General features: G+C 74.9%; 19 protein-coding genes. 8 read left to right on the top strand and 11 right to left on the bottom strand.

What is annotated here, in order from left to right; translation table 11 throughout:
* Nucleotides 1-26 precede the first annotated feature (26 nt).
* The 7 genes from MKK53_RS01185 to MKK53_RS01155 all read right to left on the bottom strand — a co-directional run bounded on the left by MKK53_RS01185 (nucleotide 27) and on the right by MKK53_RS01155 (nucleotide 6,914).
* A complete protein-coding gene (locus tag MKK53_RS01185) occupies nucleotides 27-1,343 on the bottom strand; it encodes a hypothetical protein (RefSeq protein WP_243926066.1) in 1,317 nt (438 codons plus the stop codon).
* Nucleotides 1,337-2,281: a tetratricopeptide repeat protein gene (locus MKK53_RS01180; RefSeq protein ID WP_243926064.1), complete on the bottom strand. Its 945-nt coding sequence runs from the start codon at nucleotides 2,279-2,281 to the stop codon at nucleotides 1,337-1,339. The genes MKK53_RS01185 and MKK53_RS01180 overlap by 7 nt, the downstream gene beginning before the upstream one ends.
* A gap of 3 nt (nucleotides 2,282-2,284) precedes the next feature.
* Nucleotides 2,285-3,211 carry a VWA domain-containing protein gene (locus MKK53_RS01175; RefSeq protein WP_243926062.1) on the bottom strand — a complete coding sequence of 309 codons (927 nt, stop codon included), beginning with the start codon at nucleotides 3,209-3,211 and terminating at the stop codon, nucleotides 2,285-2,287.
* 34 nt (nucleotides 3,212-3,245) lie between these two features.
* Nucleotides 3,246-4,277, bottom strand: coding sequence for a VWA domain-containing protein (locus tag MKK53_RS01170; RefSeq protein ID WP_243926061.1), 1,032 nt, complete (start codon nucleotides 4,275-4,277; stop codon nucleotides 3,246-3,248).
* Nucleotides 4,274-4,738, bottom strand: coding sequence for a DUF4381 family protein (locus MKK53_RS01165; RefSeq protein ID WP_243926058.1), 465 nt, complete (start codon nucleotides 4,736-4,738; stop codon nucleotides 4,274-4,276). Before MKK53_RS01165 ends, MKK53_RS01170 begins: the two co-directional genes overlap by 4 nt.
* 111 nt (nucleotides 4,739-4,849) lie before the next feature.
* Nucleotides 4,850-5,707, bottom strand: coding sequence for a DUF58 domain-containing protein (locus MKK53_RS01160; RefSeq protein WP_243926148.1), 858 nt, complete (start codon nucleotides 5,705-5,707; stop codon nucleotides 4,850-4,852).
* 202 nt (nucleotides 5,708-5,909) lie between these two features.
* Nucleotides 5,910-6,914 carry an AAA family ATPase gene (locus MKK53_RS01155; RefSeq protein WP_243926057.1) on the bottom strand — a complete coding sequence of 335 codons (1,005 nt, stop codon included), beginning with the start codon at nucleotides 6,912-6,914 and terminating at the stop codon, nucleotides 5,910-5,912.
* Between the two features lie 200 nt (nucleotides 6,915-7,114).
* Here MKK53_RS01155 and MKK53_RS01150 point away from each other — a divergent pair, with 200 nt between their 5' ends.
* Nucleotides 7,115-7,837 carry an MgtC/SapB family protein gene (locus tag MKK53_RS01150; RefSeq protein ID WP_409564251.1) on the top strand — a complete coding sequence of 241 codons (723 nt, stop codon included), beginning with the start codon at nucleotides 7,115-7,117 and terminating at the stop codon, nucleotides 7,835-7,837.
* A gap of 91 nt (nucleotides 7,838-7,928) precedes the next feature.
* Here the strand turns inward: MKK53_RS01150 and MKK53_RS01145 are convergent, their stop codons facing one another.
* On the bottom strand, nucleotides 7,929-8,261 hold the full coding sequence (locus MKK53_RS01145) for a hypothetical protein (protein WP_243926052.1): 333 nt from the start codon (nucleotides 8,259-8,261) through the stop codon (nucleotides 7,929-7,931).
* Between the two features lie 291 nt (nucleotides 8,262-8,552).
* On the opposite strand from MKK53_RS01145, the gene MKK53_RS01140 reads away from it, so the two are divergent.
* Nucleotides 8,553-9,398: an NlpC/P60 family protein gene (locus MKK53_RS01140; protein ID WP_243926050.1), complete on the top strand. Its 846-nt coding sequence runs from the start codon at nucleotides 8,553-8,555 to the stop codon at nucleotides 9,396-9,398.
* Nucleotides 9,399-9,484: 86 nt separating this feature from the next.
* Entirely contained in the window at nucleotides 9,485-9,784 is a 300-nt protein-coding gene (locus MKK53_RS01135; protein WP_243926048.1) for a hypothetical protein, read from the top strand.
* A gap of 44 nt (nucleotides 9,785-9,828) precedes the next feature.
* On the opposite strand, the gene MKK53_RS01130 is transcribed toward MKK53_RS01135, so the two are convergent.
* Nucleotides 9,829-10,338 (bottom strand): RT0821/Lpp0805 family surface protein, encoded by a 510-nt coding sequence (locus tag MKK53_RS01130; RefSeq protein ID WP_243926046.1) that lies wholly within the window; start codon nucleotides 10,336-10,338, stop codon nucleotides 9,829-9,831.
* A 95-nt stretch (nucleotides 10,339-10,433) separates the two neighbouring features.
* Between MKK53_RS01130 and pdxH the strand changes: the two genes are divergently transcribed.
* Complete coding sequence (gene pdxH, locus MKK53_RS01125) at nucleotides 10,434-11,066, top strand: pyridoxamine 5'-phosphate oxidase (RefSeq protein ID WP_279598755.1); 633 nt, start codon at nucleotides 10,434-10,436, stop codon at nucleotides 11,064-11,066.
* An 80-nt stretch (nucleotides 11,067-11,146) separates the two neighbouring features.
* On the opposite strand, the gene MKK53_RS01120 is transcribed toward pdxH, so the two are convergent.
* Entirely contained in the window at nucleotides 11,147-11,836 is a 690-nt protein-coding gene (locus MKK53_RS01120; protein ID WP_243926044.1) for a 50S ribosomal protein L25/general stress protein Ctc, read from the bottom strand.
* A gap of 451 nt (nucleotides 11,837-12,287) precedes the next feature.
* Nucleotides 12,288-12,845: a metallophosphoesterase family protein gene (locus MKK53_RS01115; RefSeq protein ID WP_243926042.1), complete on the bottom strand. Its 558-nt coding sequence runs from the start codon at nucleotides 12,843-12,845 to the stop codon at nucleotides 12,288-12,290.
* A gap of 269 nt (nucleotides 12,846-13,114) precedes the next feature.
* Between MKK53_RS01115 and MKK53_RS01110 the strand changes: the two genes are divergently transcribed.
* From MKK53_RS01110 to MKK53_RS25300, 4 genes are all read left to right on the top strand, one after another.
* Nucleotides 13,115-13,336, top strand: coding sequence for a hypothetical protein (locus tag MKK53_RS01110; RefSeq protein ID WP_243926040.1), 222 nt, complete (start codon nucleotides 13,115-13,117; stop codon nucleotides 13,334-13,336).
* A 114-nt stretch (nucleotides 13,337-13,450) separates the two neighbouring features.
* Nucleotides 13,451-13,963, top strand: coding sequence for a tyrosine phosphatase family protein (locus tag MKK53_RS01105; RefSeq protein WP_243926038.1), 513 nt, complete (start codon nucleotides 13,451-13,453; stop codon nucleotides 13,961-13,963).
* Between the two features lie 133 nt (nucleotides 13,964-14,096).
* Nucleotides 14,097-14,357, top strand: coding sequence for an exodeoxyribonuclease VII small subunit (locus tag MKK53_RS01100; protein WP_243926036.1), 261 nt, complete (start codon nucleotides 14,097-14,099; stop codon nucleotides 14,355-14,357).
* 39 nt (nucleotides 14,358-14,396) lie between these two features.
* On the top strand, nucleotides 14,397-14,538 hold a 142-nt coding region (locus tag MKK53_RS25300; RefSeq protein WP_279598997.1), incomplete at its 3' end, for a 1-deoxy-D-xylulose-5-phosphate synthase N-terminal domain-containing protein.

The following is a 14,538-nucleotide window of genomic DNA, read 5'->3' as shown; positions in this document are numbered from 1 at the left end:
GAATCCTGCCTAAAAATTCGGCACACTCATGCCGGGCCGTCGAGGGGCTTGAGGATGGCCGCCGCCGCGGGGCGCTCGCCCCGGTGGCGGATCAGCGCCTGGGCCAGGGCGGGGAGGTCGGGAATCCCGCCCCCCGCGGGGCCGTAGACGGCCCGGTCCAGGGCGGCGAGCCCCTCGCGGATCTCCGGCCGGTCCCGCCACAGGCGGGCGAGGCCGGGGACGGCCCGCTCCCCCTCGGCCACGGCGGCCCGGAAGGCCGGGACGTCGCGGCTCCGGGCGGCCCGGCGCAGGTCGCGGGCGACGGCGGCGGGCAGGCGCAGGGAGGTGCGGTCGCGCCGGACGCCCAGGAGCGACAGGCCGAGGCCGAAGGCCAGCACCCCGGCCGCGGCGGCGAGGATTGCGGACGAGGCCGCCCCCTGTCCGCCGTCGGTCTCCCGGTCGGGCAGGCCGCCGCCGATCTGGCGGGCGGGGATCTCGGCCTCGCGCATGGTGCGCGAGACCGTGTCGAACCACGGAATCGCGATGGCGTCGAGGGGGATCACCTCCGGCACGCCGGGCTTCACGTCCCAGACGTAGGTGGCGCGGGCGACCGGGCCGGCGGGGGTGACGACCGTCTCCCGGGTGACCGGGCCGGCGAAGGTGATGATGCCGCGGGTGCGCATCACCGGCCGGGGCGGCAGGCCCTCGGCGAGCACGCCCTGGGCTTCGAGGGTCACCGTCCGGCGCACGGTCTCGCCGACCTTCACGGTCTCGGGGTCGCGGCTCCAGGCATCGGTGATGCCCACGTCCCGGGCGGGCAGCCACCAGGGATCCTTGGCGTCGGGGCCCCCGGTGGGGGCGGTCCAGGGGGCGACCGTGAAGGGGATCGGCTGCGAATGCACGTCCACCACCTTGCGCTCGCCCACGTCGTTGATGGTGAGGCGGTGGGTGAAGGGCTCGAGGGTGAAGTCCCCGGCATGGTGGGGGAAGATCGCCACCGTCCGGTCGAAGGCGATGGCGCTCTGCCCGTCGGGGAGGTGGGTCTTGCTCCAGTGGTCCCGGCCGAGCTGCGTCCAGGTGAAGTTGGCCAGCGACGGCTGGACCACCTCCTCCAGCAGGATCGGCTGCCGGTAGACCCCGTGGATCCTGAGGAGCACCATCTCCCTGGCATAGGGCGCCGCGCCGCCGTTCAGCTCGGGGGTGACGGTGAGGGTGAGGTCCCCCGGTTCGACCTCGGCCCGGGCGGGCAGGGGCGCGAGCGCCAGGAGGGCGAGGAGGATCGCCCCCGCGGCGGCGCGGGCGGGCCTCTCCCGCGGCCCCGGTTCGGCGCGCGACGGCCCGGGCGTGGCCCTCAGAATCACCATGGGTTGCTCCCCGCGGGCATGGCGGTGCCGGCCTCGACCCGGCGGGCCTGCTCGGCCTTGAGGCGGAGCTTCAGGTAGCGGCCCGGATCGTCGGGCAGGGTCTGGAGCCACAGCCGGTCGGGGCGGATCTCGTGGGCCTCGAAGCTCTTCGTCACCCGGCGGACCTCGCGCTCGGGGGCCTCGGCGACCATGGCGAGGCCGGTGCCGGAGCGGCCCCGCCCGGCGGCGTCGCCCACCGAGCCCCGGGCCTTGCCGCCCGCGGCGTCGACCGTCGCCTGCTCGGCGCGGCCCCGGCGGGAGACCGCGCTGTTGCCGGGCAGGGAGGCGCTGGAGTTCGATTCCTTGTTGCCCGCCAGCCCCTCGCCGCTGGAGGTGGCGGCGATGTCGTCGTTCGGGTCCTGGTTGGCGGTGTTGTTGTAGCGGGCGCCGTACTGGGCGGTGCCGTTGGCGATGCCGCCGCCGGAGCCGCGGTCGATCGCCTCCTCCAGCATCCGGGCGATCAGCGAACGGTTGGCCTGGGCGTCGGCGTCCCGGGGGTTGAAGCGCAGGGCCTCGTCGTAGGCCGCCACGGCGCCCTGCAGGTCGCCCCCCCGGGCCAGCGCGTTGCCGAGGTTGTAGCTCGCCCGCCGCCCGCCGTGGCGGAACAGCTCCGCCGCCTCCTGGGGGCGGCCCGCTTCGTAGAGGGCGGCCCCCTGCCATGCGGGATCGTCGAAGACCCGGGCGGCGAGGCCGGGCAGGTGCAGGCTCATCAGCAGCCGGCCGGCGCCGGTGCGCGGCTGCGACAGGGCGGCGAGCGCCAGGAGCGCCAGGGCGACGAGCACCACCCCCGCGATCCGCGCGGCTCGGAACGGGTTTCCGGAGGGCGCCCCGGGAGACGCACCCTGGGGAAGCAGGGCGCCGCCCCGCACCCGCGACAGGACCTGTCCTTTCGAGACCATGGGTTAGGCGCTCCTTCGGAACAGGAGGAGGGCGGGCAGCGCCGCCAGCGCCAGCAGCCAGCGCCCGAGGTCGGCGAAGGCCACGACGCCGTATCCCCCCGCGGCGAGGTGCTGGGCGGTGGGGGCCGAGACCGCGTCGAGCACGGCCGCGGGCGCGGCGATGTCCGCGCTCACGCCGCCGCCGGCCTCCGCGAGGCGCCGCAACGGGCCCGGATCGGCCTTCGGCGCGCCGGGCGGGAGGGCCTTGGCGGCGGGCACGAACAGCGTCTCGACGTGCCAGCCCCGGGCGCGGATCCCCGCGGCCTCACGCAGGGCGGCCTCGCCGATGCCGTCGCCGTCGCTGATCAGCACCACGTCGGCGGCGATGACGCCGGCCTCGGCCAGGGTGCGGCCGGCCAGGGCGAGGCCGCGCTCGGGGTGGCTGCCCCGGTCCGGCACCGTGTCGGCGTCGAGGGCGAAGAGGGTGGTGCCGAGGCTGTCCCGGTCGGTGGTGGGGGAGGCGGCGAGGTAGGCGTCGCCCGCGTAGACGACGAGGGCCACCGGCCGGGTGCCCGCGGCCTCGGCCACGGCGGCGGCGGCCTCGCGCACGCCCTGCAGGTTGCCGCCCTCGGCCACCGAGCGGGACAGGTCGAGGACGAGGACCGCCTCGTCGAGGTTGCGGAAGGTGCCGGTGTCCCGGCGCTCCACGGCGGGGCCGGCCAGCGCCAGGACGATCCCCCCCGCGCAGAGCCCCGCCACGAGGTTGGCGCCCCGCCGCCCGCCGAGCACCGCACCCGTGCGGGACAGGTAGGCCATCAGGGCGGGGTCGACCTCCCGGCCCCAGTCGCCGAGCGGCGCGGCCCGGCGCACCGCGTAGAGCGCGAGGCCGACGACGACGGGCAGGGCGGCGAGCCACCAGGGCCGCAGGAGGGTGAGGCCGGCCAGGGTCATGACGGGGACCCCCCCGCGACGGGCTGTGCCGAGGTCATGCCGCCCTCCGGCTCGCCAGGAGGCTCACGCAGAAGGCGAGCGCCAGGGTGCCCGGCCAGACCCACAGGTCCCGGCGCAGCGGCAGCGGCGGCGCCCCCGTGCGGCCGCCCTCCAGGGCATCGATGGCGGCGGCCACGGCCACGAGGTCGTCCGTGGTGCGGACCCGGAAGAACCGGCCGCCGCTGGTCTGCGCCATGCCGCGCAGGGTCTCGCTGTCCACCACGTCCTGCTCGCCGTCGGCGTCGGCGAGGTCCCGGGGGCCGAGCGCGATGGTGTAGACCTTCACGCCGATCTCGCGGGCGAGGTCGGCCACATCCGTCGGCGTGGTCTGGCCGGCATTGTTGGCCCCGTCCGAGAGGAGCACCACCGCCTTGGTCGCGGCCGGGCGGCCCTCGGGGATGTGGGTGTCCCGCGGGTCGAGGCGGCGCAGCGCGAGGCCGAGCCCGTCGCCGATGCCGGTGGAGCGGCCGGAAATGCCGATGGCCGCCTCCTCCAGGGCGCGGGCGACGGAGGCGGTGTCGAAGGTCAGCCCGGCGGCGACGTAGGCCTGGTCGGCGAAGAGCACAAGGCCGATCCGGTCGCCGGCCCGGCGGCGGATGAAGTCGGCGCCGACGCGCTTCACCGCGGCCAGCCGGCTCACGGTCTCGCCGTCGAGGGAGAAGTCGCGCCGCTCCATGGACCCGGAGAGATCCATGGCGATCATGATCTCCCGGCCGGAGGCGGGGAGGGCGGCCCCCGGGAGGACCACCCGCGGCCCGCTGAGCGCGGCGATCAGGCCGATCCACACCCCCCAGGCCAGGGCGACCCGGCGGCGGCCCCGCCCGGCCCCGTCGGCGCCGCTCCCGCTGCGCGCGGCGAGCGTGCCGGGGATCCGCAGGGCCCCGCCCTCCACCTGCTCCCGCGGCAGGAGGCGGGCGGCGAGCCAGGGCAGGGGCAGGGCGAGCCACAGCCACGGCGCGGCGAGGTCGAAGCCGGAGACGAAGGCGGCGAGCCAGCCGGGCCATGTCCCGCTCAGGGTCCCGGTCATGCCTTGAGCCTCCCGATCAGCCGGGTCAGCTCCGCGTCGAGGGCGGCGGGGTCCGGCGTCTGCCGCCGGTAGAGGCCGTCCACCAGCACCCGGCCGGCCCCGGCGGAGAAGAAGTCGGTGCGCAGCACCCCGTCGAGGCGCCCGGCCCAGGCGGCGCCCTGGGCGGAGGCGGCCTCGTCGCCGCCGACGGTGCGCACGAGGCGGCGCAGCAGCCGGGCCTGGGCGAGGATCCGCTCCGGGGCGGGTAGGCCGCGGCTGGCGGCGAGGTCGGCCAGCGCCGCCCGGCGGATGCCCGCCCGGCTGCGGGCGAGGGCGGTGCGCCCCAGCCCGACGAGGAGGGCGGCGGAGAAGCCGAGGATCAGGGCGAGCAGGATCTCCCCCTGCACGGGGCCGGCCGCGCCGCCGGGCAGGTGCAGGCCGCGGAGCTGGTCGAGGCGGGCGGGGACGTCGGCGGGCGTCATGCGGCGGCCCGTCCGGCGCCGCCGCGCCCCCGCGGGCCGCGCGACGCGCCTCGGGGCGGGGTGGCCGGAGCCGGCCGCCCCGCTCCGCCCGCGAAGGCGATGGGCCGGCGCTCAGAGCACGGCATCGAGCCGCTCCATCAGCGGCGCGTAGGCCTCCGGCCCGGCCTCCACGTCGAGGCGCAGGCCCGCGATGCCCCGGGCGGCGTAGTCGGCGAGGCGGGCGTCGAGGGCCTGCCCGCCGCTCCCGTCGGCCCGCAGGGAGCCCCGGCGGCCGTCGGAGAGGGCGAAGGGGAAGAAGCCCGGCCGGCGGGCACGCTCGAAGGCGTCGCTCACCAGGATGAGCCGCACCGAGACCCGCTCGGCCACCAGCCCGAGCAGCCGCTCGAAATCGGGGCCGGGATCGTCCAGGGCGCTGCCGATGACGAGGTGCCCGCCGGAGGGGAGCAGGCTCGCCGCGATGCCGAGCAGGGGCTCCAGCGGCGGGTCGGCGGCGCCCGGCGCCGCCTCCAGCGCCGCCGCGTGGGCGAGGGCCAGCGCGCCGGTCACCGCGGCCATGGCCCGCTCGCCCCCGGCCGGGCGCAGCACCGTGGGCTCGCCCGCGGCGGAGGCCACCGCGAGGCCGACCCGCCCGCCATCGGCGACGATCCGCCAGCCGAGCAGGGCCAGCGCCTCGGCCGCCGCGTTGGCGCGGAGCGTCCGGCGGGTGCCGAACAGCATCGAGGGGCGGAAGTCGGCGAGCAGGACCACCGCCCGGTCGCGTTCGTCGTGGTGGGTCCGCACATGCAGCTGCCCGGTGCGGGCGGTGGCGTTGCGGTCGATGTGGCGGCGGTCGTCGCCCTCGGCCCAGAGGCGCACGTCCTCCGGCTCGGAGCCCCTGCCCCGGCGCCGGGTCACGATCCCGCCCGGCAGCCCGGCGAGCGTCCGCGTCGCGGGGGACGCCCCCCGGCGGGCGAGGTGGCGCAAACCCATCAGCGCCTCGCCGGAGAGGGCGATCACGGGGTCCCCCGGGCGGGGCCGGCCGCGGCCGCCGCCATCGCGAACGGCGTGACGCGACCCGGGGATGCGCCGCGTCCGGGAACGTCCCGCTGCCCTGGGTCGCGCCGCTTCGATGACGGTGAGGGCCGGGGCGCGAGTCCGTGACCTCCCGAGCCGCGCGAGGACGGCGCCGTCGTCACAGGGCCTTCACCCGCCGCACGAGGTCGCCGACCAGCCCGCGGGCGGTCTTGCCCTCGGCGGAGGCCCGCCACGTCAGGCCGATGCGGTGGGACAGGGCGTCCTGCGCCAGCTCGGTGATGTCCTCCGGGACGACGTGGTCGCGCCCGCGCAGCCACGCCCGCGCCTTGCCGGCCATCATCAGGGCGAGGGTGCCCCGGGGCGAGGCGGGATGCTCGATCGCCGCGCGCAGGTCCGGGGCGGCCTCGTCGGTGCGGGTCGCCGCCACGAGGCGCACGAGGTAGTCCTTCAGCGCCGGGGAGACGTAGGTGGCCAGCGCCGCCTCGCGGGCGGCGCGGACCTCGGCCATGGTCAGCCGGATCGGCATCGGGGCGATGCGGTGGGTCATCTCGCCCTCCACGAGGTCGAGGATCGCCCGCTCGGAGGCCGCGTCGGGCATCTCCACCACGACGTGCAGGAGGAAGCGGTCGAGCTGCGCCTCGGGCAGGGGGAAGGTGCCCGCGTGCTCGATCGGGTTCTGGGTGGCCACCACCATGAACGGGTCCGGCAGGCGGTGGGTCTCGCCCGCCACCGTCACCTGCCCCTCGGCCATCGACTCGAGCAGGGCCGACTGCACCTTCGGCGGGGCGCGGTTCACCTCATCGACCAGGACGAGGGCGTGGAACAGGGGGCCGGGCAGGAACTCGAACCGGCCGCCGTCCTGGCGCCACACGGTGGTGCCGGTGAGGTCGGCGGGCATCAGGTCGGGGGTGCACTGGATGCGGGCGAAGGAGCCGTCGAGCCCCTCCGCGAGGCGCTTGACCGCCCGGGTCTTGGCGAGGCCCGGCGCGCCCTCGATCAGCAGGTGGCCGCCGGTGAGCAGGCCGATGAGCAGCCGCTCCACGAGGCCGGAGGCGCCGATCAGGCCGGTCTCCAGCCCGTCCCGCAGGGAGAGCACCCGCCCGTGCAGGCCGGCGGCGTCGGCCCCCGGTGCGGGGCGGTCGGCCAGGACGGCGCCGCTCATGGACGGATCGATCCCGTGACGTCGGCCGAATCCGGCATCCTGCACGTCTCCTCGCGGCCGGGTCCCGTTTCAAGACGGGCTCCTCGAAGCCGCAGCCGGTGTGCCCGCCGGGCGGGGGGCCGTCAATCCTGCGCGCCGGGCGCCGCCGCGGGCATCGTGTCACGTTTTCTTCACGGGGGCGGACGATGAGCGAGCCCATCATGACGCTCTCCCTCGCCTATGCCGACCTGCCCGAGCAGGCGAAATCCGCCCTGGGCCTCCTGGTGGCCTTCTGCCTCGGCACCCTGATCGGGGCGGAGCGGCAGTACCGCCAGCGCACCGCGGGCCTGCGCACCGCCGTGCTGGTGGCGGTGGGCGCCTCGGCCTTCGTGGACCTCGGCATGCGCCTCACCGGCGGGGAGGGCGGCACCCGGACGGTGGCCTACGTGATCTCCGGCATCGGCTTCCTCGGCGCCGGCGTCATCATGAAGGAGGGGATGAACGTCCGCGGCCTCAACACCGCGGCCACCCTGTGGTGCTCGGCGGCGGTGGGCGCCTTCGCGGGGGCCGACATGCCCCTGGAGGCCCTGTTCGTCACGGCGACGGTGCTGGCCTGCAACACCGCCCTGCGCCCCCTGGTGAAGCTGATCGACCGCCTGCCGATCCGGGAATCGGAGACGGAGGCGACCTATGAGGTGCAGGTCACCACCGCCCCCGGCGCCACCGGCCCGGCCCAGGACCTGCTGGTCGAGCGTCTGGAGGCGGCGAACTACCCGGTGAGCGCCGTGGAGATCGAGGAGCGGGGGGAGGATGCGGTGGACGTCATCGCCACCCTGACGGCGAGCGCCATCGTGCCGGAGGAGCTCGACGCGGTGACGGCCGACCTCCAGAGGTCCCCCGGCATCCGCCACGCCACCTGGACGAGCCAGACCGCGGGGGATTGAACGCCCTCACCCGGCATCGCGGGCGGCGAGGGCGCGCGCACGCGCGATGGGGCTGCCCGGGGCGGGCCGACCCGACCGCGCGGGGCCGCCCCTAGCGCGGGGGGGCGAGGGGGCGGCTGCGGCGCTCCACCACGACGGTCGGCCGGGTCCGGCGCTCGACGATGACCGTGCGGGGGGCACGGCTCGGGCTCGCATGGCTCAGGATCCGCTCGGGCGCCCGCTCCGGCTTGGCGCGCTTGGCGGCCAGCACGTGCGGGCGCACCTCGTCCGCGGGCAGGCCGATCAGCCCGGCGGCGATCTCGACCTGCTGCTCGACGTCGTCGGCCAGGTCCTGGGCGGCGGTCACCGCCTCGACGATCGTGGGCGGCTCGCGGCGCACGCGGATCGGCGGAAGGTCGGCGAAGCTCTTGGGTGTCTTCTTCACGGGACGACTCGCGGTCTTCATGGGGTCGAGCATAGCGCGCCCAGGGCCGGTTGTGCAGTGCATCAAAAGAAGGTGATGACGCAGGCCACCGTTTCCTGGGGGGCCCGCGCCCCGGGGGATCGCCGGACCGCCGGAAAGGGCGGCACCCGCGCCCGGGCGCCGGCACGAATGCCCGCCGTCCGGGCATCCGGACGCGGCAATCTACCGCATGGGGGCGCCGTCTCCCAGGGCTCAGCCGACACGCGCCGGGGCCACGTTCCCCCTCGGCCCGGCAGGGCCTATCCTGGCCCGATGACGCCGCCCCCCGATCCCCGCCTCACACCCGCCCGGCCGCACATCGCCGACGCGCGCCTGCAAGGGAGCGTGCCCGCGGCGCGCTATGTCGAGGGGCAGCCCCGCCGGGTGGTCGCCGCCTCGGCGCCGCTGCGGCGCACCCCCTCGCCGGACTCCGGCACCGAGACGGAGGCCGTCCTCGGCGACGCGGTGACCGCCTACGCGGAGGAGGAGGGGCACACCTTCGTCCAGCTCGGGCGGGACGGCTATGTCGGCTACCTGCCCGCGGGCAGCCTCGGGCCCCCCGACCCGGAGCCGACCCACCTCGTCACCGCCCTGCGGACCTTCCTCTACCCCGCACCGGACCTGAAGCGGCCCCCCCACGGCCATCTCGGCCTCGGCGCCCGCCCGACGGCGACGGGGCGATCCGGCGCGTACCTGGAGACGCCGGGCGGCTTCGTCTTCGCCGGCCATTGCCGGGAGACCGGCCACACCGAGCCCGATCCCGCGGCCACGGCCGAGCGCCTCGTGGGGATTCCCTATCTCTGGGGCGGGCGCACGAGCCTCGGGCTCGACTGCTCCGGGCTGGTGCAGCTCTGCCTCCACCTCGCGGGGCGCGATTGCCCCCGGGACGCCGACATGCAGGAGCGCGACCTCGGCACGGCCCCGCCCGACGATCCCGCCCGCCTCGTGCGGGGGGACCTCGTCTTCTGGCGCGGCCATGTGGGGATGATGCTCGACGGGAGCCGCCTCATCCACGCCAACGGCCACCACATGGCGGTGGCGGTGGAGCCCCTGGCGGAGGCCCGCGCCCGCATCCTGGCCCACAGCTACGGCGCGGTGACGTCGTTCCGGCGGCCCTGAGACGGACCGGCCGGGGAGCCCCCCTCAGGAACCGGCGCCCCGCCGGACCCGTTCAACCGTCAAGTTCGTCCCTCCGGAGATCCACGATGACAGGTACACGGATCGGCCTCGCCCTCGGCGGCGCGCTGCTGGCGCTCCTTCCCGGCGCGGCCCTGGCCCGCGGCGGCGGCGGCGATGCCGGCAGCGGCCTCTCGCCCTACGCCGCCCTGAGCGGCAACGACCGCTCGGCGGGCGTCAACAACGGCAATTACCGCGATCCCGCCTACGACCCCTACCTGCGCACCTATGCGCCGGAGGCCGCCGCCGGCTACGCGGCCCCGCCCGGCCCGCAGCCCGAGCCGGCCAGGCGCCTGCGCCTGCGGCCCTATTACGGCTACCCGTACTGAGCGACGCCCCGCCCCCAAATCCTCCCGGGGGCGGGGGCCTTGCGTCAATCGCCGGCCTTGTCCGGTCCCTTCCCCTGCACCTTGGGCGGCGCGGCGGCGGTGTGCATCCTCTTGAGGGTCCACTCGCCCCCGGAGGGCTTGCAGCCGGTGCCGCGCACGAAGCGGCTCTTCTCGGTGCCGATGACCGAGGCCAGGAAGGTCCGGCAGATCTGGTCCTCGGCGACGTAGGGCAGCCCGGTCGGGTTCACCGAGCCGTGCAGGCCCGAATCCGGGTTGTCCCATTTGACCGGGCGGCCGTTGCCCTGCGGATCGAGGGCGACCGTGAGCGCCGCCTGCGCCCGGCGCCAATCCTCGCCGCTGAGATCGGGCCCGAACGTCCGCGGCGCCGCGATGCTGCCGGTCGTCACCGGCTCCTCCACCGCGGCGGCGGCGGGCTCCGGCGTTCCCCGGAACAGGAGCAGGGGCTGGCTGCACCCGCTCAGGACTGCGCCCAGGCACAGGGCTGCCCCCGCCGGAACGAGGGCCCGGACACCTTTACAGCTACGCGAGACCATCAGACCATCACACCTGACTCAACAGCGGTCTTTCCGTTCGACGGACGCGCCGTTGCCCCCTCAGGCCCCGGACGTGGCAGGCCAGGAGTGTTCCCTTGAACGAGTTAACGATCGGTGGCGCGGCCCCTGCGATCCCGGAAGATTTCACCCGGGCCGAGAGCCCCGTCGCCCTGTTCGCGGCCTGGATGCGCGAGGCGGAGGCGGCCGAGCCGGAGGACCCGAACGCCATGGCGCTGGCCACCGCGGACGGCGATGGGCTGCCCGACGTGCGGGTGGTGCTGCTGAAGGCCTTCGACGAGCGCGGCTTCGTGTTCTACACCAACACCCGCTCCGCCAAGGGCGAGGAGCTGACGGCCAACCCGCAGGCTGCCCTGGTCCTGTACTGGAAGAGCCTGCGCCGGCAGGTCCGCGCCCGCGGGCCGATCGAGCGGGTCACCGACGGGGAGGCCGACGCCTACTTCGCCAGCCGCCACCGGGAGAGCCGCATCGGCGCCATCGCGAGCCGGCAGTCGCAGCCGCTGGCCGACCGGAAGACCCTGATGGACGAGGTCGCGGCGGTGACGGAGCGGGTCGGCGACGGGCCGGTGCCGCGTCCGTCCCACTGGACGGGCTTCCGCATCCTGCCGGCCTCCATCGAGTTCTGGCAGAACGGCGATTTCCGCCTCCACGACCGGGTGCGCTTCGTCCGGGAGGGCGGGGGCTGGCGGGGCACGCGCCTCTACCCCTGAGGCCTGGACGCGCCGCCATCCCATGAAAAAAGCCCCGGCCGGGAGGCCGGGGCTTTCCGTCGTGGACGGGGACCGGGCGATCAGGCCTCGGAATCGTCCGCCTTGTTCTCTTCGGCGGATTCGGCCTCGGCCTCGGCCTTCTCCTCGGCGGCCTCGGCGGACTGCGCCTCGGCGATCGCGGCCTCTTCGGCCTCGACCTCGGCGCCCAGCACCGTCGGCGGGACGATGTTGGCCACCGGATCGGTCGACTCGCCGGTGTAGGCGCCGGCCGGGATCTTGATGTCGGAGACGTGGATCACGTCGCCGATCTCGCGGCCGGTCAGGTCCACCTCGATGGCGTCGGGGATCTGGTCCGGGGCGACGTCGAGCTCGAGGGTGTGGTGCGAGATGTTGAGGGTGCCGCCCTGCTTGATGCCCGGCGCCGCGTCCTCGTGGACGAAGTGCACCGGCACGGCGACCGTCACGGTCTGGCCCGAGACGACCCGCAGGAAGTCGACGTGCATCGGCACGCCGGAGACCGGATCGAGCTGGAAGTCGCGCGGGATGGCGCGCAGCTTGCGGCCGCCGACGGCGATCTCGAACACGGTGGTCTTGAACCCGCCGGCATAGATCAGCGTGCGGGCGCGGATGAGGTCGATGGCGATGGAGACCGGCGGCTGGCCCGCGCCGTAGATGACGGCGGGAATCTGGCCCTGGCGACGAACGGCCCGGGCGGCCCCCTTGCCGACCCGGTCGCGTGCCACGGCCTCAAGCGACTTGATGGCGCTCATAGGCGTGATCCTTCAGATAGCTGGAGCCGGAACGCGAAAAGGCCGCCCGACAAGGACGGCCCGACCGTACCCGGCGCGCCCCTGCCTCCAAGGGTGTCTCGGGGGCGCGCCGTGGCGATACACGAAAACGAGGCCCGAAGGCAATTCCCGGAGGGCGTCACCGGCCTCGAGGCCCCCGCGCGCACCCGCCCGAGGGCACCCGGGCGCAGCCTCTGAACGTGCGCCCGCCGAAAAGACAATGTCCGATCGATTCGCCCCAGGTCCCCGACCGCCTCCATGCGCCGGACCGGGGTCGTGACCTCGTCCCGCACCGGATGACCGCACCCGGAATCGGGGGTTGCAAGGGCGACGGAGCCGACCGGCCACACCCGAAGACCTCATCGATCCGAACGGGAGCATGGTGAAAGCTTGGCCGCACGGCCGCAACCCTGTGGCTGGCGAAAACCGGGTCTCACCGCAATCCGTGCGGGGCCAGTTCCTCCGGCACCAGCTCCGCCGCCGCCAGCCGGGCGAGGATGGCGTCGAGCCCCACCGGCCGCTCCCCGCAGGCATCGATGCCGACATCGCAGGAGCGGCTGGTGTCGGGGAGCCAGCCGTGGCTGTGGCCGAAGAGGTGGAGCGTCTCGCGCCACAGGCCCGGCCAGGCCCGGTGGGCGTAGTGCGACAGGTAGAGCCGCCGGTCCCGCCCGGTCCCGTCGGTGACGGTGAGGCGGGCGCTCTCGGTGGGCGTTTGCGCCCAGGGCAGGGCGAGCACGCGGTTCGAATCGTGGTTGCCGCGCACGAGGTGCTTCACCCCGCGCAACTCGGAAAAGATCGCGGCGCAGCGCTCCCGGCTCGCCTCCACGGCGAAGTCGCCGAGGTGCCAGACCGTGTCCTCCGGCGCGACGACCGCGTTCCAGGCGGCGATCAGGGCGGCGTCGTGCGCCTCCACCGAGCCGTGATGCGCCCGGCGGTGACGCAGGACGTGCGGATCGCCGAAATGGGTGTCGGCGGTGAAGAAGGTCGCCATCGGCTCCGGTCGCGTGCCCCGTTCCGCACGAGGTGGAACCCGGTCTCCGGCCCGCAAGCCGAAAAAGCCAGCGGCTTAAAGTCTCGCATAGTCTCGCCGCCGGTGACGAACCCGCGCGGCAGAAAATCCTAACGAAAACGAATCACGTCCGCGCGATCTGTCAAGAACTGGCCGGCTTGTGACATGTCGGCTACAAAGGCCAAGCTTGGACCGAGGCGTCGCGGTCTGGTCCGGGCGTTCGTTGAAGCCACAAGGGGAAGCGAAGACCCATGCAGAACTTCACCGTAACCGACCGAGAACGCGACACCGTCCTCGCCGCGCTGCGCTACTACCAGTTCTACCGGATGCAGGGTCACCCCTTCGACCCGCGCCAGGACCACCTGATCGACACCATCGCCGGCCAGACCGGCGACGCCCTGGATCTCACCGAGATCGACGACCTCTGCGCCGGCCTCGCCGGCAACCCCCACGCCCTGGCCTTGAGCGCCTGACGACGGACGACTGTCGGGGCGCCGCCCCGACGCCCCGTCCCGTCCTCGCCCCGTGTCATCCTCGCCCCGTGTTGCCCTCGATCGGACACGATCGCAGGCCACGGGGGCACCACCATGCCGACCCTTCACGTCTGCCCGCTCTCACGCCTGCCCGAGACCGTCTCCGCATCGGGGGCGAGCCACGTCCTCACGCTGATCACGGCCGGGACGCCCCTGGAGCGTCCGGGCTCCGTCGCCCCGGAGAACCACGCGGTGATCGGCGTGAGCGATATCGCCACACCGCGGGAGGGCCATATCCTGGCGGGGGAGGACCATGTCGCCGGGATCCTCGCCTTCGTCCGGGGCTGGCCGCGGGAGCGGCCCCTGGTGATCCACTGCTATGCCGGGATCAGCCGTTCGCCGGCCGCCGCCTACATCGCCGCCTGCGCCCTGGCGCCGGAGCGCGACGAGGACGAGGTGGCCGATGCCTTGCGCATCGCCTCGCCCTCGGCCACCCCCAACCGCCGGTTCGTGGAGATCGCCGACCGCCTGCTCGGGCGGTCCGGCCGGATGGTCGCCGCGATCGAACGGATCGGACGCGGCGCCGACGCGTTCGAGGGGACGCCGTTCACCCTCACGCTGGCGTGATCGCGGGGGGTGGGGTGTGGCGCAAACGCGCCCGTCCCGGGCAAAAGCGCCGGATGGGAAGGCGGCCTTCGGGCCTGCTGGGTTGTCCCTGCTTTGCAAGCCGCCTTAGAACCGGACAAAGGACGAGTGAGGGATGACCGAAGAGAAACCCGAGACCGACCCGTCGATCGACGCCCTGCCGTTCGAGAAGGCCCTGGAGCATCTCGAGGAGATCGTGCGCAAGCTCGAGCGCGGCGACGTGCCGCTCGACGAATCGGTGGCGATCTATGAGCGGGGCGAGGCACTGAAGCGGCGCTGCGAGGCCCTGCTGAAGCAGGCCGAGGCGCGGATCCAGCGGATCACGCTGACGGCCGACGGTCGGCCGGACGGTGTCGCGCCCCTCGACGTGTCGTGAAGGTTTCGGGTCGATCCCGTGTGAGATGAGGTTTTGACCGTGCCGATCACCCCTGAGCAATCAGCGTTGCTGGACCGTGTGGACGAGCCGTCCGATCTTCGGAAGGTGCCGGAGGCGGAGCTGCAGAGCGTGGCGGACGCGGTGCGGGCGGAGATGATCGACGCGGTGTCGATCACCGGCG

The sequence above is a fragment of the Methylobacterium sp. J-076 genome, assembly GCF_022829405.1.
Taxonomy (GTDB): Bacteria; Pseudomonadota; Alphaproteobacteria; order Rhizobiales; family Beijerinckiaceae; genus Methylobacterium.
The sequence above is the reverse complement of the archived record's forward strand: the minus strand, read 5'-3'. Positions and strand labels throughout refer to the sequence as shown.